A 20,055-nucleotide genomic window follows, 5' to 3' on the forward strand; every position below is an offset into this window, starting at 1 on the left:
GCGCATCAAAACGCCGCCTCCGCCTGGAGCCAGACCTTCTCGGTGTCGATTGCGAACTGTTTCGCGTTGTAGTTGGCGTACTTGGCCAGCAGCGCCACAGGGCCGAGCTTGAAGCCGACCGAGGCATCCCACTCCGAACCGTAGTCGAGCCCACCGAAATCGCTGTCGAACCGGTGGTGGGTCAGGTCCGCCTTGAGACTGGGCAAAAACGTCACGCCGAAGGTCGTGCCGAGCGTGGCGTAGTAATCTCGCAGGCCGTTTGCTGGCGTCGTCAGGAACAGGTCCGCCCAGCCGTTGAAGGCATGCAAGGTTGCAAGCGGGGTCTGGACCGCGGCCCTACCGCCGTCGCTGCCGAGCTCTTCGTAACCGGCGGTCAGGCTGAAGCTCGAAAGGCTCAGAGTCGCCTGGGCGTTCAAGTAATCGGCCTGGTAGCTGACCGGGTTGGCTCCGTAGTCGGACTGCGACGCGTAGCTCAGTTGCCCGCTCAGCTTGCCGATCGCCGGCAGGTCGAGCCCCGCGGTTGCAAGGAAGCCGTAGGTCTGGCTCGAGAAAGCTAGCCGCGTATCGTAGTCTAGGAGGTAGGCGAAGGCCTTGATGTCGACCGCCGGCAGGTCGACCCCGCCGCCCAGGAACACGAAGTCGCCGTCGTAGTGCGAGTTCGGGCTATCCTTACCGAACACGGTCCGCTGGGAGACCGAATAAGTCGCATCGAGCGTAACCGGACCGAGCTTGGCCTGCCCGCGCACGGCGTCGTAAGTCTGCTCGTTCTGCCGCCAGCCGACGTTGCCGACGAAGCGCGCGTTGTCGAGGATGATTCGTTGCCGGCCCAGGGTCACGCCGGTACCATCCTTGAGATAGGAAACCTGGAACCGGTTGAGTTCGAGGTTCTCCGGATCACCCACGATCGGAAACGGTTCGACGCCATTGCCAGGGATCGTGTCGTTGTAATCGTCGACCAGAGCGAGGGTGCCTTCGCCTTCGATCAGTGTCGAAAGGCCCGAAGATTTGAGCTCAATTCCGATCCGGGCGCGCAGGGTCAGCGCGTCGGCGCTGTCGGGCAGGTTCGCCTGGTCGACCGTCTCATAACGCAGCCGGGCCGCGAAGATCGGGTCGAGCATGACCCCGTTGCCGAGGTCGACAGGATCGCCGGGCGCCGCGGCGGCCGGAGCGGTCCAGGCCAGGGCAGATACAATAGTGAGCAGGAATACCGTCGAACGCATGCGCACACCTCCCTTTGCGAAATCGCGTGAGAAGCGAGCGCCATTGCCCGCGATGAAACGCGCCGAAGCGCGACAAGACTAACTTCGCGAACGACCCCCATGCCGCTCGCGCCTCTCCTGCGGGCAAAATACGAAAAAGCCGCCTCGACTAGACCCGCAAGAAGGGGCCAGATCGGGCGGCGACGTTGCCACGCATGGTGAATTTGGTCCGGAAAAAGAGGCTAACCCGCCATCGGGTGCGCCATCCGGACAGACGATGGTTATCGCAATCGCTGCAGGTGCGAAAGAGAAATTTTGCAGCGCAGCGAAATTAGCCGCGACGCAGCGATTCGAGGTAACGTTCAAGGTCGTCCGGATCGAAAGTCCGCCCGTCGAAGAAGGTATCCTTCGAGAGGACCATGGCGCCTTGCTGAGCGGTCACGGCGGTGAGCTTGCCGACTCCGCCCTCTACCTTCGAACTGGCACCCGGCAGCAAGTCGCCCGTCTGGATCAGCGCGCTGCGGTAGACATCGGGCCGGAACACCCGCGCCGCCGCGGCCGCGTCCTCTGCCGAGTAGGGAGTGTGATCCCAACGCAGCAGCTGGGTGTAGAGCCACTGCGCCTGGCTGACCCAGGGGAAGTTGGCTGCTTCACGGTGTTGGAACATGAAGTCGTGGTATTGCACCGGCTCCGCGCCCTGGACCAGGACCAGGCGGTCGGAGATCGCTCCAAGGATCAGCTTGGGATCGGATCCCAGGTACTCTGGCCGCGAGAGAATCTCCGCGTTGGCCTCCCAATTGGCCTGGTCGACGAAATGCGCCCCCGCCTTGCGCATCGCCCGGATCAGCGCCTCGACCGCCGGCCGCCTTGCCTCGAGGACCGGGGCGCGGAAAGCGAGCACTTTCTCCACCCCGCGCCGCCAGATCTGCGCCGTCGCCAACACGATCACCCCGACGCCGCGCTGGACGGCGGCGCTATTCCACGGCTCGCCAACGCAGGCCCCGTCGACCTCCCCGGTCTCCAGCGCATCGGCCACGAAGGGCGGCGCCACTGTAACAATCTCGACGTCTTCGTCCGGACGGATGCCCGAAGCCGCAAGCCAGTAGCGCAGCATGTAGTTGTGGCTCGAATAGCGATGCACCACGCCGAACCGGATTCGCTTCCCCGCTGCCGCTCTCGCCCGCGCCTCGTCGGCCAGGGCCGCACCCAGACGAACGGGATCGGATAGCTTGCCCGGCTCCGCGACCTTGGCCGCAAGCTCCGGACTGAAGGTGATCGCGTTGCCATTAAGGCCCAGCACGAACGGGGTCGCCAGCGGCTGCGCCGGCCGTCCTCTGCCGAGGGTCGTCGCAATCGCCAGCGGCGCGATCAGGTGCGCCGCGTCGCTGTGGCCGTAGAGCAGCCGGTCGAGCACCGTCGCCCAGCTTACGTCGCGCTGGAAGCTCAGCGCCACGCCCTCTTCCTCGGCAAAGCCATGCTCGTGCGCCAGGATCGGCAGGCAGGCATCGACCAGTGGCAGGAAGCCGATTGTCAGGTGCTCGGTCATTCGCCCCCCATCAGTTCATGGGCGGTGACGACCGCCTCGGCAATGTCGACGATCCGGCGGCTCGAGCTCATCGCCTTGCGGCGCAGCTCGGCGTAAGCCTCCGGCTCGGTCACGCCCTTGCTTTGCATCAGGATTCGCTTGGCCTTGTCGACGGTCTCGCGCTCGGCCAGCTTGCCCTTCGCCTCGGCCAGATCCGACTGCAGCCGGGCAAACGCGTTGAAGCGCCGCACCGCGAGGTCGAGCACCGAACGAATGCGGTTCGAGGCGAGACCATCGACCACGTAGACCGAAACCCCGGCATCGATCGAAGCGCCAATCGCCTCCTCATCCGATTCGTCGACGAACATCGCGATCGGGCGGGCCACTACGCGGCTGACGGTGAAGTATTCCTCCAGCACGTCACGCGAAGGGTTACCGAGGTCGATCAGCACGACGTCGGGCGCGATCTCCTCGATGCGCGCCAACAGCCCGCGCCGTTCGGTCAGCACGAACAGCTCGATGTCGGGAAGTTGCGCGAGACCCTCCTCGATGATCGAGGCCCGGCTGGCGCTTTCGTCGACGATCGCAATCCTCATTCCCGCCCTATTGCAGTGCACAACGGGTAAATGACAAGTCCGGTGCTGGTCAAAGTCAAAAAGACAGGGCAATGATATTGAAAAATCAGCCGCAACAAGCGGCATAGGGGAGGCATAGGGTGCGGCGAAGTTCTGCCTGGCGAGGCATAGCATTGATGACGCTTGCGCTGATTCCGGCGACGGCCGGTGCGCAGGACGCAGGGGAGTTACAGCAACCGGAAGTGGTCCGTCCGCTCACGCCGATCCCGGCGGAGCGGCTGGAGCAGATGGTGCCCAAGCACCCGGGATACCTCGGGGCCTTGGCCCCCGAGAACCTTAAGAAGGCGCGGCCAGCCGCGCCGTTCGACCTGACCGGGACCTGGTTCATCGACCTGTCCAAGGGCTTTGCCGACTATATGTTCGGTCCGCCCTACCCCAAGTTCGGCCCCGAGGGCGTCGAGGCGTTGATAGAGGCGCCCAAGGCCCAGGCTCGCGGTACGACCTATCGCGACGCGATCGGCCAGTGCTACCCCCCAGGCATGCCCATGCTGATGACGCGCGTGTGGCCGCATGCGTTCATCCAGTTGCCGACCGCAATCTACGTGATCAGCGGTTTCAACAACTCGGTGCGGACGATTTACCTCGACGGTCGCGAACATAGCGATCCCGACCTTGTGGTCCCGAGCTACAACGGCGAATCGATCGGCCGCTGGGAGGGCGACACGCTGGTCGTGCACACCACCTACTTCGAGACCGACAACCACTACATCGACCTCGGCATCCCGATCTCCGACCAGTTCGAACTGATCGAACGGATCAAGCTGGTCGACGGCGGCAAGGTCATGGAGGTCGAATACACCCTGATCGATCCGCAGATGTGGCAGGGTGAGTGGCGATCGACCAAGCGCTTCAATCGCGCGGACCACACCGACATCAACGAGGCTAACTGCATCCTGCAGTACAATGCCAACTTGCCCGGCACCAACCTCGGCAGCGAGACCGCCGAGGAACGGGGGCACAGTGAAGTCGAGGGAGTTTCCAATGAAAAGTAGGGCGGCAATAGCCTTTGCGGCCGCGGCGATGATCGCCACCCCGGCCCTGGCACACCACAGCTTTGCCATGTTCGACCAGCGCAAGATCATGACGCTCGACGGCACGGTGACTGAATTCCAGTGGACCAACCCGCACGCCTTCATCGAGATCGACGTCCCGACCGAAGGCAAGCCGGTGCACTGGAGCATCGAGCTCAACAGCCCCAACAACCTCAAGCGCCAGGGTTGGACGCGCACCGCCCTCAAGCCCGGCGACAAGGTCTCGCTGCGGATGAACCCGCTGCGCGACGGCAAGCACGGGGGCCTGTTCCTCGATGTGAAGCTTGCCAACGGCAAAGTGCTCGATTCCGGTTTGCCGAAGAACGGCACTCCGGTGAATGTCCCGCGGCTGTGATGGAGAGGATCATGACCCGCACTCGCTTACTCCCGCTCGCGGCGCTCCTGCTGGGACCGCTGGCGATCCCCGCCGCCGCGCATCACAGCTATGCCATGTTCGACATGCAGAAGACCGTGGTGCTCGACGCCTCGGTCGTGCGCTTCAAGTGGCAGAACCCGCACGCCTTCATCGAAGCCGACGTTGCCACCAAGGCGGGGACGGAGCGCTGGGCGATCGAGATGACCAGCCCCAACAACCTTGCCCAGGAAGGCTGGAAGCGTACTTCGCTCAAGCCGGGTGACAAGGTGAAGATCTGGGTCCACCCGCTGCGCAGCGGCGACCGCGGCGGCAGCTACGCCGGCGTGAAGCTGCCCGACGGATCGACCCTGGGCACGGTGAGCTGATGCGGCTCCTTACAGGCGCCGCCTGCGCCGCTCTCTGCCTCGCCACGCCCGCTGCCGCGCAGCTCGGGGCCGCGACCCAGTCGCCGCCGCCCGAGGGCGTCACGGAGGGCCAGGGTGCGGCCAATCCCAAGGGGCAATACGCCGCTCTCGACGCGCTGCCCGACTGGGGCGGGATCTGGTTCGTCATGGGCGGGCCGCCCGCGCCCGGCACCACGCCGGCCGAGCCCAAGCTCAAGGGCGAATATCTCGCCAAGCGCGAGCAATGGGTCGCCGATGCCCGCTCTCGCGAGGGGGTCGTGCGGCGCAACCGCTCCAACTGTAGCCCGCCTGGCATGCCGCGGATCATGCGGCTGGCGCAGTACCCTTACGAGTTCATCTTCGCCCCTGGCCGCGTCACTGTGAACCAGGAAGCCTGGATGCAGACCCGCACGATCTGGACCGACGGCCGCGCGCACGAGGAGGACCCCGATCCCAGCTTCATGGGCGATTCCGTGGGACGCTGGGACGGCGATACGTTGGTGGTCGAAACTCGCGGCGTCTCCCCGGACCTGGAGATCGACACCGGCTGGCCGCACTCCGACCAGTTCGTCCTGACCGAGCGCATCCATCTCGATCCCACCAACCCGGACATACTTGTCAACGAGATGCGAATGGAGGACCCTGAGGCGCTGGTCGAACCCTTCGAAGTGACGACCCGCTACCGGCGCGACCGCTACGGCAAGCTTTACGAATTCCAATGCTCGGAGAATGACCGCAACCCGGTCAACGAGGAGGGTGAAACTGAGTACAATTGATTCCGCCGCCGCGCAGCAGCGCTACAGCTCCGTCGCGATGCTGCTCCACTGGGCGATCGCGCTGGCGCTGGCGTTTCAGCTCGCGCTCGGCTTCGCCATGCCCAAGGACGAACGAGGCTTTGCGCTCTACCAGCTCCACAAGTCGGTCGGGATCACGATCCTGCTGCTCACGCTGGCCCGCCTCGCCTGGCGGCTGACCCATCGCCCGCCGCCTGCGGTCGAGAGGGGCTTCAACGGCTTTCTCGCCAAGGCGGTGCATGTCCTGCTCTACGTGTTCATGATCGGCGCGCCCCTCACCGGGTGGGCGGTGGTCTCGACCTCGCGCATTCAGGTGCCGACGATGTTCTGGGGCGCCATTCCGTGGCCGCACCTGCCGTTGCCCCACGGCGTGCACGAAATCGCCGAGGAGGGTCACGAGCTGCTCGCCTGGATAGGCATCGCGCTGTTCCTGCTCCACGTCGCGGGCGCTCTGCGGCACCAGTTCCTGGTCAAGGACGGACTGCTTAAGCGCATGGGACCGAGGGGATCGGCTGGACTTGCGGGCTTGCTCGCCGCACTGGTGGTCGTGGTCTACTTCGGGACCGGCATGAAGATCGCCACCGACGTCGTGGCGGCGGGCGGCTACGGCCCCACCGTCACTCCCGCGGCCGCCCCTGCCACCACGGCCACTCCCATCGCCGAGGCAACACCGGTGGCGGAGGAAACCGAAGCGGTCGAAGAGGAAGAAGCCGGCCCGCCGCCAACCTGGGCGATCCAGCGCGGGGGTCGCCTGGGCTTCACCGTCACCAGCGGTTCGGACAGCTACAAGGGCAGCTTCTCTGACTGGAGCGGGTCGATCAAGTTCGACCCGGAGAACCCGGAAAGCGCCGACATCCGCATGAACATCAACCTCGCCAGCGCCTCGGTGGGCGACGAGACGATGGACGGCATGTTGGTGGGCGCCGACTTCCTCGCCGCCTCGGCCCATCCGACCGCGACCTGGCGCAGCACCTCGGTCCGCCAGACCGGTCCCAACCGCTACCGCGCCGACGGCACGCTTTCGCTCAAGGGTGCCAGCAAGCCGCAATCGTTGACCTTCACCCTTTCGGGTGAGGGGTTGCGCCGGCATGTCGAAGGCAGCGCCAGCATCGACCGCAACGCCTTCGGTGTCGGCACGGGAGAGTCAGCGGCTGGCCTCGGCGGATCGGTGGCGCTGAACTTCGCTTTCGATGCGGTTGGCCGAGAGCCGTGAGCGCTAATCCTCTCCGAGCTCGTCTCGGGGAGGAGGCGGCGCGCACCGAAGGCGCGTGACGGAGGGGCAAGCGGAACAGCACAAGAGCCCCTCCACCCCCGACTGCGTCGGCGGTCCCCCTCCCCGAGCCAGCTCGGAGAGGATCTGGAGGGTATCCCCCTCCCGCGAGCGGGAGGGGAGAGCAGGCACAGCCAACCACCCGCGGGCGAGTGCGGGCCTAACGCCGGGAAGACCAAAGTCGCGGACGGGCGAAGGCCGGCGCGTCCTGGGCGTCACAGGATTGCCTTGCGCGAGCATGGAGTGCGAACGGCGGCGAGGGCTGCGGCAAACCTCGCTGCTCGGCCCTGTCGGATAGGGGGCGCTGGCGGTTAGGGCTCGCAGGTCCCGCCAGCGGTTGTCATCCCCGTATCCTGCGGACACCCTCTGACGATGTCGGAAGGGCGCCGGCCTTGCGCGGGAGAGAAAGCGAAGCGCTAACCGCTCCCGCACCCGTCGCTGGTGTCAGTGGCATTCTGACGGCGGGGCATATAACCGATATGGTTATATTTGTCAAGACCAACATCCAAAGCATCCTTCTTCCCGTCGACTTGACGCCGTGCTATTTACACTACTGTGAACAGCGCATCCCCTTACTTGCATCCGATCGAGATCGATCCGGCGGACATCGACTTTATGGGGCACGTCAACAACGCCAGCTATCTGTCGTGGGTGCAGGACGCGGTGATCGGCCATTGGCGTTCGCGCGCACCGGCCGAAGCAGTGGCCCGGCACTTGTGGGTCGCGCTCAAGCACGAGATCACTTACCGACGGCCTACCTTCCTCGGCGACACCGCAGTAGCGCAAGTCCTGCTGGAGAAAGTCCAGGGCGCCCGTGCGTTCTACGAGACCTTGATCCGCCGCGGTGAAGAGGTCGTTGCCGAAGTCCGCTCGAGCTGGTGCTGCCTCGACGCGGAAACCCGCCGCCCGACACGACCCGCGCGCGCGGTGATCGAGAGCTTTCTCTCCGGGAAATAGCCTACTGGCGGACGCCGGTGACCGGGATCTTGCCGAACTGGCCGGTGTCGACCTCAGCCGTCAATTTGTCGCCGTCGACGGTGCCCGTGTACGAGAACTGCATCTCACCTTGTGGCGTCGTCAGCTTGCGCTTGAACGAGAAGTTCGAACCGTCGACCACGACATCGCTGATCGATCCAGGTGGCGAGGGCGGCGCAGGCGGAGCGCCTTCGAGGGGCACGTCCTTGATGTCGACCTGATAGCCGTCCGCCGCCTCGGCAACGGTGAGCGTGGATTTGAAGGTCCCGAAGTCCGTCACGGCTTCGGTGGCCCAGGTGCCGACGACCGGAGAGTCGGCGGCCATGGCAGGCGCGGCGGCCAGCAAAGCAACGGCGGCGAATGGGGCGAAACGGATTGTCCTCAGCATCGAGCATCCCTCCATCGTCAGGAGCCGCCCCATACCGGCCAGCGCTTTTGTACCGCAGCTTGTGCCACGCGCCAAAAGCTATCTGGCCGGTCGGGGCAACGGATGCCGGCAGGCCCCTTCTCTTAAGTCTTTACTTGCGTGTGCCGGTAATGGCGATTGGGCCAAAGTCGGAGCCGACCTCGCCGGTCAGCTTGTCGCCCTCGACCGTGCCGGTGTAAGTCAGGTTCATCGCGCCCTGCGGCGTGGTCAGCGCGCGCTTGAAGGTGAACTTCGATCCGTCGACCACAACGTCGGAGATCTTGCTTTCCATTGGCGGGGCATCGGCCGGAGCGCCCGGCATCGGGCCGTCCTTGATCGCCACGGCATAGGCGCCGCCAGCCTGGGAGAAGGTCATCTCGGCTTCGATCTTCTGGCCCTGCACGTCGACCGCGGTGGCCCAGGTGCCGAGCACCGGCGAAGACTGCGCCAGGGCCGGCACGGCGATCAGCGAAGCTGTCGCGGCAATCGCCGCGAAACGGATTGTCTTGAACATCGGATACCCCTCCATCGTCAGGCGTCGTTGCGCCTCCGGGATTTTGTAACTCAGTGCGTGAGGGCCGACAACGTCCTTCGACGAGCTCAAGAGGAACCGGCGCGCCGCGACGCTCGGATAAATTTGACTACCACGCAAATCGGGTGAATCGGGCACGGCAGAAGGAGAACCCCATGCCCGCGCTGCGCAACGACATCGATCCCGACGGCCTGCTCGAATATTCGGTGGTCTTCACTGACCGCTCGCTCAATCACATGAGCCTGGCCTTCCAGCAGGTCATGCGCGACATCCACGCGACGCTGTGCGAGGTCTACGGCGCTCACCGTGCGGTCGTGGTGCCCGGCGGCGGGACATACGCGATGGAATCGGTCGCCCGCCAGTTCGCCACCGGCAAGAAAGCGCTGGTGATCCGCAATGGCTTCTTCTCCTATCGCTGGACGCAGATCTTCGAGACCGGCTCGATCCCTTCGGAGGAGATCGTGATGAAGGCCCGTCGCCAAGGTGACGGCGCGCAGGCGCCGTTCGCTCCTGCACCGATCGAGGAAGTGGTTGAGCGTATCCGCAGCGACCGCCCCGACATGATCTTCGCTCCGCACGTCGAGACCGCCTCGGGCATGATCCTTCCTGACGACTACATCCGCGCCGTGGCCCAGGCCGCGCATGAAGTCGGCGCGCTGTTCGTGCTCGACTGCATCGCCTCGGGCACGGTCTGGGTCGACATGAAGGACACCGGCGTCGACATCCTCATTTCCGCCCCGCAGAAAGGCTGGTCCGCCCCGCCCTCGGCCGGCTTGGTGATGATGAACGAAACGGCGCTCGAAAAGTGCAAGGCCGCGCAGACCACCAGCTTTGCGATGGACCTCAACAAGTGGAACGCGATCATGGAAGCCTATCTCAGCGGCGGCCATGCCTACCACGCGACCATGCCGACCGATGCGTTGCGGGCGTTCCACAAGTCGATGATGGAGACCAAGGCTCTGGGATTCGAAGCCCTCAAGACCGCGCAATGGGAGCAGGGCAATGCCGTGCGCCGCATGCTCGAGCAGCGTGGAATCCGGTCGGTCGCGGCAGAGGGGTTTCAGGCGCCGGGCGTGGTGGTCAGCTTTACCGACGATCCCGAAATCCAGAACGGCAAGAAGTTCGCCGCTCAAGGGTTGCAGATCGCCGCGGGCGTGCCGCTGATGGTGGACGAAGGGCCGGACTACAAGAGCTTCCGCCTCGGCCTGTTCGGGCTCGACAAGCTCAAGGACGTGCCGGGCAGTCTGGGACGGCTTTCGGATGCGTTCGACGCGGTGCTGAGCTGAAACTCCGGTCTGTCGCAAAGGGGGATAGCCGCCGGCGCTTGCTGGCGGCCCCGCTTACGCTCGATTAATCTGGCGTCATGGACATGGATCCCCAGCTCCTCGTGATCTGCCTGCTGACGGCCGGCATCAACCTCATCGGCACGCTGGCCTATGCCGCGCGCATCGCAGGCGTGCGCACGCGGCGAATCGCGATGAGCTTCGCGCTGTTCAACATCCTCGTTCTGATCTCGCGCATGTCGAACAGCTTCCTCGGGCCGTTCCTGGCCAAGCGGATCGAAGTGCGAATTTCCAACAACGGCGGCGAAGCGCTGCTCGGCGATTTCCGCTTGGTTCTCATGTCGGCATCGATCGCGGTGTTCGTCGGAATTCTGCTGGTTCCGACGGCGCAGCGGCTGTTCGCCCGTGCCATCGGCTATTTCCAGGAGCACCGCTCGACCACCCGCATGCTGCTGCAGAGCGCAACGCCGGCCGGCATGCGGACCATCCGGGATTCGCTGGCGATGCCGCGTGCCAGCCAGTTGCGCGACCTCGCCCTTCCCCGCGGGGTTGGCTGGGGCGTGCTGCTAGCCAATTGTCTGGCCCAGGCGCTGCTGACGGTCGGCGTGTTGGCCTCGCTCTACGCCGGCTACCTGAACCCCGAGTTCCGCGTCACCGCCTCGCAGTTGTCCGCCGTGATCAATGGGTTCGCGACGATTCTGCTGTTCGCCCTGATCGATCCGCAGCTATCGGTGATGACCGACGACGTTGTCGAAGGCCGGGTCAGCGAGCCGCTGTTCCGCCGCACGATCGTGTGGATTTCGTTCAGCCGCCTGGTGGGAACCGTGCTTGCGCAGGCGTTGTTCGTGCCTTCGGCGATGGCTGTGGCCTGGGTCGCAAACTACGTCTGAGGCTGCTCAGTTCGTCGGTGTCCACGCTTTGCTTAATGGCGGCGGGACGATGAACCATCCGTCGCCCAGAAGGGCGTCCAGCTCCAGCGCGAAGTCGGGGTTGCGCAGATAATCGAACAACTCGTCGAAATCGCCGCGGCGGTCGCCGGCAATGGCGATGACGCAGCTGACCTGGTTGGCCTCGGTCCGCATCACCTGTTTGCGCTCGTCCGGATTGCGGACCAGCAGCAGCGGGTCCTTACCCGCCGGGTCGAGTCCCGAGGTGCGCAGCGCGGCTCCGATTTCAGCCACGCTGTTGGCGTCCGCCCCCGATACCCACATCACCACCACCCCGGCGGCGCGCAACCGCGCCAAGCTATCGGCCAAGCCCCAGGTGGATTGAGTGTCGTCCTTTGGCGAAAAGACCGCGTCTCCCAAATCGAGATCGACGATGACCCCAGGTGTAAGATTCTTGCAAGGCACCCTTTCCGGCCGGCCGAGCGCCACACCCGGCATCAAGAGCGCCGAGGGAACTGGTTCGCCCCCCGTCAATGCGCGACCTTTCTCCAGCGCGAAGTCCACAAAAGACCGCCATCCCTCGCCCGTCATGGGCGGCGCGCTTCCCGGTGACGTTGAGCGAGGCGTAAAAGCGGCCGGATCGACCAGAGTCAAATGCGGGGCAGGCGCATCGGCGGGTGCTTCCGCTGCCGGTTCTTCACGCCGGTCATTCTTCTCACCCGCGGCAACCATGGTGCCAGCCGCAAGGACCGGAGCGACCACAGCCGCCGCGCAACCGCCCAGGAGCGACGCGAGCGCACACAGCGCCGCCACGGGCCAGCGAACACACCGTTTCAGAGACACCGCTACTCCGCCGCTTCTTGCAGTTCGTAGGGGTCGACCTGGCGCCAGTCCGCCCCGCGCGGAAAGGCGAAGCTGACCGCGCGGATAGCCCGGTAGTCGATATCGTCGCCGACGAACGAGAGCTCGCCCGTGTCCCGATGCCGTCTCACCGCTGCGAGCAGGAGCTTGCGGGCACGGTAGATCACCCTGTCGCAGGTGCCGAGATACTCCTGGCTGCGGTCGACGATCGGGCCCATCGATTCCTGCACGGCAAAGTCCTCATAGGCATTGCCGCGACCGGTGATCCCGGACCAGTGGCCTTCCTTCATCGCCTGCCTATCCTGGTGCCAGAGGTTGGAGGCGTCACCCATGTCCGAGTTGAAGTGGTCGGGATCGCCCGACCACATGCCAAAGGCTCCGAACAAGTTCGGCTTGAGCGGCGCGTCAGTGTCGTAGGCGATGTACCACTGTGCGGTGGTCACATCGTCTATCGGGATCGAGCAGCACACGATCCTGGCACCGCGCGGCGCGGACGGGATGAACGAGAAGAACGGCAACGCGACCTCGCGCACCCGCGCATAGCTCCGCGCCGCTCCCTCCTCGCGGATCGCGCCTTCGCGGAAACCGTAGGGGCGCTCGTCGAACTCGAAGGCCGGTGCCCCGTCGTTGAGCATGTAGTCGCTCTCGGCCTTGAAATAGTCGCGTCCGCGATCGGAGTTGAGATTGGCCGAGTGGAGGAAAGTGACGTGTGCGGAGTCGAGCAGCGCTTCCAGGCCCTGCAGCCAATTAGTGCGAATGATCCCACGGTAAGGCTGGACGTGGCCTTCGGGCAGGTTGGTGAACTCGTAGTCGGGGAAGCGCGGTGGGCTTTCCTTCCGGCCCATGTAAACCCAGACCAGACCTCCGGCCTCATGGGTTGGGTGGCTGCGCACCGGGACGCTCTCGGCGAACCGTTCGCGCTGGACCCGTGGCTCGGTCGGGGCATCGACGCACTTGCCCTCCACGCTGAACTTCCAGCCATGAAACACGCACCGGAGGCCGTTCCCCTCGTTGCGCGCGAGCGCGAGGCTGGCACAGCGGTGCGGGCAGGCTTCCTGCATGAAGCCGACGCGACCGTCGGTGGCGCGGAAAGCGACAAAGTTCTCTCCGAACAGGCGCAGTCGCTCGGGCGCGCCATCGGCTTCGAGCTTCGCTGAGCGGCAAGCGGGGACCCAATACTCGCGGAGCATCGCGCCCATCGCGGTGTCGGGTCCGATCCGGGTCAGCAACTCGTTGTCGGCCGAGGTCATCATCGCCAAAGTCCTCTTCCCAAACGCCGCTGCTCGGGCGGCGCCGTCAGCGGTTCGGTGTCACTTTAGCACGCGAACGTTCTGGCGAAAGAACCCCCTGCAGGTGCGCTTGTCGCGGGTGCCCCTCACGCGTATTGTGCCCCCACAGCAGAGGGCAGAAATTCGAAGGGGGCAGTAATGCAAGCAAGCATGCGCGGGGCGAAAGCTTTCGTGGCGGCACTGGCTATCGCCGCGACAATTCCGGGAACGGCCTGGGCGGCGTCCGACGGCAAGAACCGCAAGGTGGTGGTCGAAAACTACACGAGCGTGACGCTGCGCGAGCTCTACGCCTCCCCGGTTTCTTCGGACACCTGGGAAGAAGACTTGCTCGGCCAGCGGACCCTGGGTCCCGGCGAAACCATCGAGGCCGATATCGATAACGGCACCGAGGAGTGTTTCTATGACCTCAAAGCGGTGCTGAGCAACGAGAAGACCGTCGAGCAGCGCAACGTCAACGTCTGCGAAGTGAGCGCCTGGACGATCGGTGATTCCGGCAACTCCATTCGCTAATTAGCCTGAGCATCCGTTTGGATCCTCCCTGTCGCGTGGGCAACGGGGAGTATCCTCGCCATCAGCGACGCTGTTCACCCCATTAAGGCTGCAAAACGACCCAGCGGAACGGCGTCGATCCCGCTTCGGTCCGCAGCGAGGAGTTGGCCGTCCACAAGGTCCAGGGCCGCCCGGCATAGTCGGGCTGGAGCCAGTCGCGTTCGAGCCATAGGCCGCGCTCCACCCGCGCGGCGATGTGGTAGTGATCCTCGAATTCCGGCGCGATCTTGAGCACGGCGGGCTGGCCGGTGTGCGCTTCCACCTGGTTGAGGAAGGTCGTCAGCTCGCTTTCGACGCCGGCTTCACTCACCGGATCGTGGCAACCTTCGGTGGAGCGCGAGAGGGAAATGACTGGCGGCAGCAGTGCCGCGTCACGCGGGACGATGGTTACGAAATTGGCGGCCTGCCGGTCGGCCGGGACGCAGGGGTCGTATATGTGGACCGCACCGAACCGCAGCCCCGTGCCGCGCACTTCGCGCAAGTTGCGGGCAAAGGCCGGATCGCGCGCGGAGGCGCCGCTGCTGGCTTCGAGGTAGGCGAAATCCGCGCCGATCGCGCGCAAGGCCCTGAAATCGGTCTCTCCGTCGTCAGCGCCGACGATCACGCCCTGGACCGGGAATTCGGCGCGCGCGGGTGCCCAGTGGCGGGCGACCCACCACGTCCAGGCGCTGCCGACCATCGCCGCCAGCACCACCGTCGCGGCCACGCGGCCGCGCCATCCTATCGCGCGCTTCCTCCCCATCGAACTAACTTGGTCCCGCCTCCTCAGGCCCTGATATGGAGGACGCAGATGAGCGTAAAGAGGCGACGCGCGGTGGCGAAGTCAGTTTCGACTTTTCCCTCCAGCGCTTCGAGCAAATGACGCGTGGCGCGATCGTGAATCGCGCGTCGGGCCATGTCGACGGTCTCGATCTCGCTCGCCGAGGCCTTGCGCAAGGCCCGGTAATACGAATCGCAGATCGCAAAGTATTCCCGCACCTCGCGCCGAAAACGCGCCAGCCCGAGCCCGATCCCGCCCGCATCCGCTCCATCGCGATCGCGCAGCGTCATCGACAGCCTTCCGTCCGCGACCGTCAGCTTGAGCGTCCAAGGTCCCTCGAAGCCGTTCGACGCCGCGAGCGTGGGCCGGAACCGGTTGTCCGCCTCGAGATCGCGCATCGCGACCTCACGCTCTTGCTCCACATCGGAGCTGCGCTTGAGGATCGTGGCTTCGTCGAGCTCTATTTTGGCGATGCGGTCGTCAGACATGACCCAGCGTCTTTCGCAGATGCAGCAGGGATTGGGCAAGGCCCGAAGGACCGCGTGATCAAGTCATTTCGGTGGTGGGCCCCCGGGAGTATCCGGACGATCTATGTTGATCCTTTCCTGCTCGGTCACGACACCGCCATGGCGGACCTGGGCATGGATCGCGGTTACGTACTCCCCGAGCATACCGATGAACGCGATCTGGACCCCCGACAGGAAGAACAGGGAGACCAACAAGGTCGTAATGCCCCGAGGTGCTGCGTTTGGAAGGACGAAATAGGCCACGAGCATCGCTATCGCGTAGGCGACACACAGCGCCGACAGGGTAAACCCGGCGAGAGTGGCCAGGCGCATCGGTGCGCTGGTGAAGGCGAAGATTCCGTTCAACGCCTGGTCCACCAGTGTCCAGATGCGCAACTTGGACTTGCCCCGCTCGCGCGTCACCCAGGTGTAAGGGACGATCACGCGACGAAAGCCGACGGACGCGACAAGGCCGCGGATGTAAGGGTATTGATCCTCGTGCCCGATCATCGCGTCGAGGACCTTGCGGTCGACGAGCTGGAATTCGCCGACATTTTCCGGAATCTCGAAATCGGCCAGCTTGTTGACGATGGCATAGAACAGCCGGCGGCAGGCACGCATGATCGCCCCTTCCTGCCGCTCGAGCCGGGCTCCGGCGACAACCTGATAGCCTTGCTCCCATAGCTTCACGAAATCGGGAAGCATCTCCGGCGGATCCTGAAGGTCGACCGGCAGCATCAAAAGGATGGCATCGCCGGTCGCGTACCGAAAAGCGTTGAAGGTAGAGCGGAACAGGCCGAAATTGCGCGCATTGACGATCACTTTGACTGCCGGATCGGCTTGGGCGATCTGGCGCAGTTTCTCGAGCGTTCCGTCAGTGGATGCGTTGTCGGCAAAAATGTGTTCGCGAGTATAGCCGGGCAGTGTCTCTTCGAAGATCCTTCTCACCGTTTCGTGGCAAATCTCGACGTTATCTTCCTCTTGGTAGCACGGCGAAACGACGGTGATCACAGGCATCGCGTTGCTCCGGTAAAGGCGGGAATGTTGGCGACCTGATCAGAGTGATCAGGCGGGCTCGTGGGGATGCGGCCAAGCAGGCCGTGATCGCGTCGCGGTGCGCGTGGCCTGCGAGCGCCGCCCTTCGCCCCGGCGCTCAGAAGATCTGCAAGTAGGGGATCGCCGTGACGAATTTCCCGCCCCATTCCGTGATGAATGACATTTGCGACATGACTTCTTGTCGCAGATTCCAAGGCAGAACCAGCAAATAGTCGGGTTGAACATCCTCGACGGCGCTCACGTCGAAAATCTTGACCCCGCTGCCCGGCATGAATCGGCCGACCTTGGCCGGACTTCGATCGACAATGAACGGCAGGCTCGCGGCCGCCAGACCGCAGTAGTTCAAGAAGGTGTTGGCCTTGGCTGCGGCGCCGTACCCGGCGACCACCTTTCCCGCTTGATGGGCTTGCTCGAGGAACGCGAGAAATTCGTCCCGCACCTTCCGCATTCTGGCTTCAAAGCCGTCATAGCCGGCCGGGCGGTGAAGATGGGCGGCCATTTCGGCATCGATGACGGCCTGCACGGCATCAGTCGTTGGGTGGTGCGCGTCCTGATGGCACGCATAGACGCGCAGCGACCCGCCATGCGTGTCGAGCTCCTCGACATCGAACACGCGAAGGCCCTGATCACCTAGGATGCGAGCAACCGCCAGCAACGACAGATAGCAGAAGTGTTCGTGATAGATCTGATCGAACTGCAAACCCGCGATCGTCCGCAGGAGGTGGGGAAACTCGACGGTGAATACCGCCTCGGGTTTCAGGATTACCGCAACACCTCGCACGAAGTCACCGATGTCGGGCACGTGCGCCAGGACATTCTTTGCACTGAGATGATCGGCCGCGAGCCCACGGTCGACTAGCTGCTTCGCGGTCTCCTCGCCGAAGAACAGCACCTCCGTCGGGACGCCCGCCTCCGTTGCGGCCCGGGCGACATTGGCGGCGGGCTCGATCCCCAGGACCGGGATGCCGGAACACATGAAATATTGCAGGAGATACCCATCGTTACTCGCGATCTCCACGACGAGATCCTTTGGCCCGAGGGAAAATCGCTCGACCATCCTGGCGGCGTAACGCTGGCAATGAGCCAGCCAGCTCGCCGAATTCGACGAGAAATAGGCATAGTTGCCAAAGATCGTCTCCGGAGAGATGACCCGGTCGACCTGCACGAGAAGGCAATTGTCACAAAAGCGGGCGTGGAGAGGATAGGTGGGTTCGGCTCGGGCCGCCGCCCGCGTTCCCATGTAATCGTTCGCTAAGGGTTGCAGACCAAGGTCCGCCCAGTTGGTCTTCAAGGGCGAACGGCAGTATTGGCATGCGAGCACCGAGTCCTGGCACTCCTCGGGCTCCTCCCGCGCCTGTTCGAAATCCACTGGATCGAGTTCGGAACGAGACATGGGCCGCTTTCAGCTCCCGAGTTCCACGATTGGCACGGTCAAGTGTCTACATCTCAAGTGTTCGACCGTTCCCGAGCGATGAGGGTTCGCCGATCCCGGCGCGGGGCAAAGCGTCATCGGTGCTCCAGGTTCGACAGCAATTGAACGAGCAAAGGGCGAATGCGCAGGATTTCCTCGCGATGGGTGACACTAAGCCTCGCGAGGATCGAAATCGCCCGGTCGCTCAACCGCAAGAGCGACTGCCGGCGGTCACTCTCCGATACTTGCCTGCTGACCAGGCCGAGCGCCTCTAGCCGGTCCACGAGACCGGTGGCGCTGTGCGGCTTGAGGATGAGCCGCTCCGCCACATAGCCTACAGTTGCCGCTCCGACCGGGGCGGCGCGGATGGCCAGCAAGGCCTGGTGTTGCTGCGGCGTGAGGCCGCAATCGGCGGCCTTCTTCTCACTGAAGGCCAGGAACTCGCGGATCGAATATCGGATGTCCGCGAGCGCCACATAATCGGCTTCGCCCAGTTCAACGGCCATCGCCTTCATGATCAGTTGAGTCATCGATAAATATCGTATGACGACATAACGGCGTCGCGCACGTGCCCAAAAGTCGAGTCCAATGGCTATTCCGGATTCGCTCTCAATATCGCCCGTTCGGCGACCACCCCCGCCTGCCACGTGCTCGTGTCACCGAGCTCCCGCCGCCCTCTGCTGCCCTCGCTGCGGAACACCGGTCCGGGCAAGCTTGTGCCCGCTATCCACAGGCCGACACGTCACGGCGGCTCTTGAAGCCGGACTCCACCAAGCGCATCAGGACCTCATGGCCAGTACCCCCGTCCTCGATCACCCTACCACAGAAGCCGCAGCCGGACGGGCGCTCCCCGCGAACCTGGAGGCCGAATCAGCCTTCCTCGGTGCGGTGCTGATCGACAACCGGGTGCTCGAAGAGCTGCCCGTCTCGGTGCGGCCGGAGCATTTCTTCGAGCCGCTGCACGGCCGGATTTTCGAACGCATCCTGGTCCTCATCGACAGGCAGATGGTCGTCACCCCGGTGACCCTGAAGCCCTATTTCGAGAGCGATCCGGCCATGACCGAGCTTGGTGGCACCAGCTACCTCTTGCGCTTGACGGCCGACGGACACGGCCTGCTGGCTCCGCGCGAATTGGCCCAACAGATCTATGACCTGGCCTTGCTGCGCGAACTGGTGAGCGTCGGGCGCGAACTGGTCGAGGGCGCGCTCGATACCTCGGAAGAAGTCGAGCCGATGCGCCAGATCGAGCTGGCCGAAGCGTCGCTGTTCCGCGTGGCTGAAGGCGCTTCCGGCGCCAGCGAGGCCGAGAGCTTCCGCGGCGCCACGAGCAAGGCGCTGGAGATGATCGAGACTGCGATCAATTCCGGCGGCCATGTTTCGGGCAAGACCACCGGCCTGTCCTCGATCAACGAGAAATGCGGCGGCCTGCACGATTCCGACCTTATCATCCTCGCCGGGCGTCCGGGCATGGGCAAGACCTCGCTCGCGACCAACATCGCCTTCAACTGCGCCGACCGCTGGCTACGCGACCAGCGTGACGGCATCGAGAAGTCGGTCGGTTCGCCGGTGGCCTTCTTCAGCCTCGAAATGTCGTGCGACCAGCTTGCCACGCGTATTCTGGCCGAACAGGCGGCCATCCCCAGCGAAGCGCTGCGCATGGGCAAGATCAGCCGCGACGACTTCCAGCAGCTTAGCTACGCGAGCCAGCGCCTGGCCGAGCTGCCGCTGTTCATCGACGACACGCCCGCGCTCACGATCGGCGCGCTGCGCACCCGCGCCCGGCGGCTCAAGCGGCGGCACGACATTGGCCTGATCGTGGTCGACTACCTGCAACTGCTGCAGGGCAGCGGTCGCAGCCAGGACAACCGCGTCAACGAAATCTCCGAGATCAGCCGTGGCCTGAAGACCCTGGCCAAGGAGCTGCAGGTGCCGGTGATCGCGCTCTCCCAGCTCAGCCGCGCGGTCGAACAGCGCGAGGACAAGCGGCCGATGCTGTCCGACTTGCGTGAGTCCGGTTCCATCGAACAGGACGCCGACATGGTCTGGTTCGTGTTTCGCGAGGACTATTACGTCGCCTCCCGCGAACCGAAAGTCCCGGTGGGCGACGACGACATGAAAGCGCACGAGGCTCACTCGGCATGGCAGGCCGAGATGGAGCGGGTCTTCGGCCTTGCGGAGCTGATCATCGCCAAGCAACGCCACGGCGCCACCGGCAAGGTGCGCATGCGCTTCGAGCCCAAGATTACCAAGTTCTCCGACCTCGCCGACGGCGAATATCGAGGTGAAGACCTCGAGTGACGGGCGAGCCTTCGCGTACCTAGAAACTA

At 64.5% G+C, this 20,055-nt stretch carries 22 protein-coding genes; 10 read left to right on the forward strand and 12 right to left on the reverse strand.

Features of this window, described 5'->3' with window-relative positions:
- Positions 1-5 precede the first annotated feature (5 nt).
- The 3 genes from KK137_RS11575 to KK137_RS11585 form a co-directional block, all read right to left on the reverse strand.
- Complete coding sequence (locus KK137_RS11575; RefSeq protein WP_214536574.1) at positions 6-1,220, reverse strand: alginate export family protein; 1,215 nt, start codon at positions 1,218-1,220, stop codon at positions 6-8.
- Positions 1,221-1,530: 310 nt separating this feature from the next.
- Complete coding sequence (locus KK137_RS11580; protein ID WP_214536575.1) at positions 1,531-2,745, reverse strand: ABC transporter substrate-binding protein; 1,215 nt, start codon at positions 2,743-2,745, stop codon at positions 1,531-1,533.
- Positions 2,742-3,320 (reverse strand): ANTAR domain-containing response regulator, encoded by a 579-nt coding sequence (locus KK137_RS11585; protein ID WP_055925183.1) that lies wholly within the window; start codon positions 3,318-3,320, stop codon positions 2,742-2,744. The genes KK137_RS11580 and KK137_RS11585 overlap by 4 nt, the downstream gene beginning before the upstream one ends.
- A 155-nt stretch (positions 3,321-3,475) precedes the next feature.
- Between KK137_RS11585 and KK137_RS11590 the strand changes: the two genes are divergently transcribed.
- The 6 genes from KK137_RS11590 (at position 3,476) to KK137_RS11615 (ending at position 8,170) form a co-directional block, all read left to right on the forward strand.
- Entirely contained in the window at positions 3,476-4,351 is an 876-nt protein-coding gene (locus KK137_RS11590) for a hypothetical protein (RefSeq protein WP_214536576.1), read from the forward strand.
- Positions 4,341-4,745 carry a DUF6152 family protein gene (locus KK137_RS11595; protein ID WP_214536577.1) on the forward strand — a complete coding sequence of 135 codons (405 nt, stop codon included), beginning with the start codon at positions 4,341-4,343 and terminating at the stop codon, positions 4,743-4,745. Before KK137_RS11590 ends, KK137_RS11595 begins: the two co-directional genes overlap by 11 nt.
- Before the next feature lie 11 nt (positions 4,746-4,756).
- Positions 4,757-5,131, forward strand: a complete 375-nt coding sequence (locus KK137_RS11600) for a DUF6152 family protein (protein ID WP_214536578.1) — start codon at positions 4,757-4,759, stop codon at positions 5,129-5,131.
- On the forward strand, positions 5,131-5,925 hold the full coding sequence (locus KK137_RS11605; RefSeq protein ID WP_214536579.1) for a hypothetical protein: 795 nt from the start codon (positions 5,131-5,133) through the stop codon (positions 5,923-5,925). Before KK137_RS11600 ends, KK137_RS11605 begins: the two co-directional genes overlap by 1 nt.
- Complete coding sequence (locus KK137_RS11610) at positions 5,906-7,156, forward strand: cytochrome b/b6 domain-containing protein (protein WP_338028056.1); 1,251 nt, start codon at positions 5,906-5,908, stop codon at positions 7,154-7,156. Before KK137_RS11605 ends, KK137_RS11610 begins: the two co-directional genes overlap by 20 nt.
- A gap of 612 nt (positions 7,157-7,768) precedes the next feature.
- Positions 7,769-8,170 (forward strand): acyl-CoA thioesterase, encoded by a 402-nt coding sequence (locus tag KK137_RS11615; protein ID WP_214536581.1) that lies wholly within the window; start codon positions 7,769-7,771, stop codon positions 8,168-8,170.
- A gap of 1 nt (position 8,171) precedes the next feature.
- On the opposite strand, the gene KK137_RS11620 is transcribed toward KK137_RS11615, so the two are convergent.
- Together KK137_RS11620 and KK137_RS11625 are read right to left on the reverse strand one after the other, a co-directional pair.
- Positions 8,172-8,576, reverse strand: a complete 405-nt coding sequence (locus KK137_RS11620; RefSeq protein WP_214536582.1) for a hypothetical protein — start codon at positions 8,574-8,576, stop codon at positions 8,172-8,174.
- 130 nt (positions 8,577-8,706) lie between these two features.
- Positions 8,707-9,108 carry a hypothetical protein gene (locus KK137_RS11625; RefSeq protein WP_214536583.1) on the reverse strand — a complete coding sequence of 134 codons (402 nt, stop codon included), beginning with the start codon at positions 9,106-9,108 and terminating at the stop codon, positions 8,707-8,709.
- 173 nt (positions 9,109-9,281) lie between these two features.
- Here KK137_RS11625 and KK137_RS11630 point away from each other — a divergent pair, with 173 nt between their 5' ends.
- Together KK137_RS11630 and KK137_RS11635 are read left to right on the forward strand one after the other, a co-directional pair.
- Positions 9,282-10,412, forward strand: a complete 1,131-nt coding sequence (locus KK137_RS11630; RefSeq protein ID WP_214536584.1) for an aminotransferase class V-fold PLP-dependent enzyme — start codon at positions 9,282-9,284, stop codon at positions 10,410-10,412.
- Positions 10,413-10,495: 83 nt separating this feature from the next.
- Complete coding sequence (locus tag KK137_RS11635; RefSeq protein ID WP_214537490.1) at positions 10,496-11,299, forward strand: lipid II flippase Amj family protein; 804 nt, start codon at positions 10,496-10,498, stop codon at positions 11,297-11,299.
- Between the two features lie 6 nt (positions 11,300-11,305).
- Here KK137_RS11635 and KK137_RS11640 read toward each other — a convergent pair whose 3' ends face one another.
- Together KK137_RS11640 and KK137_RS11645 are read right to left on the reverse strand one after the other, a co-directional pair.
- Positions 11,306-12,028, reverse strand: coding sequence for an HAD family hydrolase (locus tag KK137_RS11640; RefSeq protein ID WP_214536585.1), 723 nt, complete (start codon positions 12,026-12,028; stop codon positions 11,306-11,308).
- A 113-nt stretch (positions 12,029-12,141) separates the two neighbouring features.
- Complete coding sequence (locus tag KK137_RS11645; protein ID WP_214536586.1) at positions 12,142-13,410, reverse strand: Rieske 2Fe-2S domain-containing protein; 1,269 nt, start codon at positions 13,408-13,410, stop codon at positions 12,142-12,144.
- Positions 13,411-13,584: 174 nt separating this feature from the next.
- On the opposite strand from KK137_RS11645, the gene KK137_RS11650 reads away from it, so the two are divergent.
- Positions 13,585-13,956 carry a hypothetical protein gene (locus KK137_RS11650; protein ID WP_214536587.1) on the forward strand — a complete coding sequence of 124 codons (372 nt, stop codon included), beginning with the start codon at positions 13,585-13,587 and terminating at the stop codon, positions 13,954-13,956.
- A gap of 82 nt (positions 13,957-14,038) precedes the next feature.
- On the opposite strand, the gene KK137_RS11655 is transcribed toward KK137_RS11650, so the two are convergent.
- The 5 genes from KK137_RS11655 to KK137_RS11675 all read right to left on the reverse strand — a co-directional run bounded on the left by KK137_RS11655 (position 14,039) and on the right by KK137_RS11675 (position 18,258).
- Positions 14,039-14,737, reverse strand: coding sequence for a glycoside hydrolase family 25 protein (locus KK137_RS11655; RefSeq protein WP_214536588.1), 699 nt, complete (start codon positions 14,735-14,737; stop codon positions 14,039-14,041).
- Positions 14,738-14,760: 23 nt separating this feature from the next.
- On the reverse strand, positions 14,761-15,243 hold the full coding sequence (locus KK137_RS11660; RefSeq protein WP_214536589.1) for a UPF0262 family protein: 483 nt from the start codon (positions 15,241-15,243) through the stop codon (positions 14,761-14,763).
- 63 nt (positions 15,244-15,306) lie between these two features.
- Positions 15,307-16,278 carry a glycosyltransferase family 2 protein gene (locus KK137_RS11665; protein WP_214536590.1) on the reverse strand — a complete coding sequence of 324 codons (972 nt, stop codon included), beginning with the start codon at positions 16,276-16,278 and terminating at the stop codon, positions 15,307-15,309.
- Positions 16,279-16,414: 136 nt separating this feature from the next.
- Positions 16,415-17,686 (reverse strand): methyltransferase domain-containing protein, encoded by a 1,272-nt coding sequence (locus KK137_RS11670; protein WP_338028057.1) that lies wholly within the window; start codon positions 17,684-17,686, stop codon positions 16,415-16,417.
- 137 nt (positions 17,687-17,823) lie between these two features.
- Positions 17,824-18,258 carry a MarR family winged helix-turn-helix transcriptional regulator gene (locus tag KK137_RS11675; protein WP_250893832.1) on the reverse strand — a complete coding sequence of 145 codons (435 nt, stop codon included), beginning with the start codon at positions 18,256-18,258 and terminating at the stop codon, positions 17,824-17,826.
- 259 nt (positions 18,259-18,517) lie between these two features.
- On the opposite strand from KK137_RS11675, the gene KK137_RS11680 reads away from it, so the two are divergent.
- Positions 18,518-20,026: a replicative DNA helicase gene (locus KK137_RS11680; protein WP_214536592.1), complete on the forward strand. Its 1,509-nt coding sequence runs from the start codon at positions 18,518-18,520 to the stop codon at positions 20,024-20,026.
- Positions 20,027-20,055: the final 29 nt, after the last annotated feature.

The sequence above is a fragment of the Croceibacterium selenioxidans genome, from assembly GCF_018599195.1.
GTDB lineage: Bacteria > Pseudomonadota > Alphaproteobacteria > Sphingomonadales > Sphingomonadaceae > Croceibacterium_A > Croceibacterium_A selenioxidans.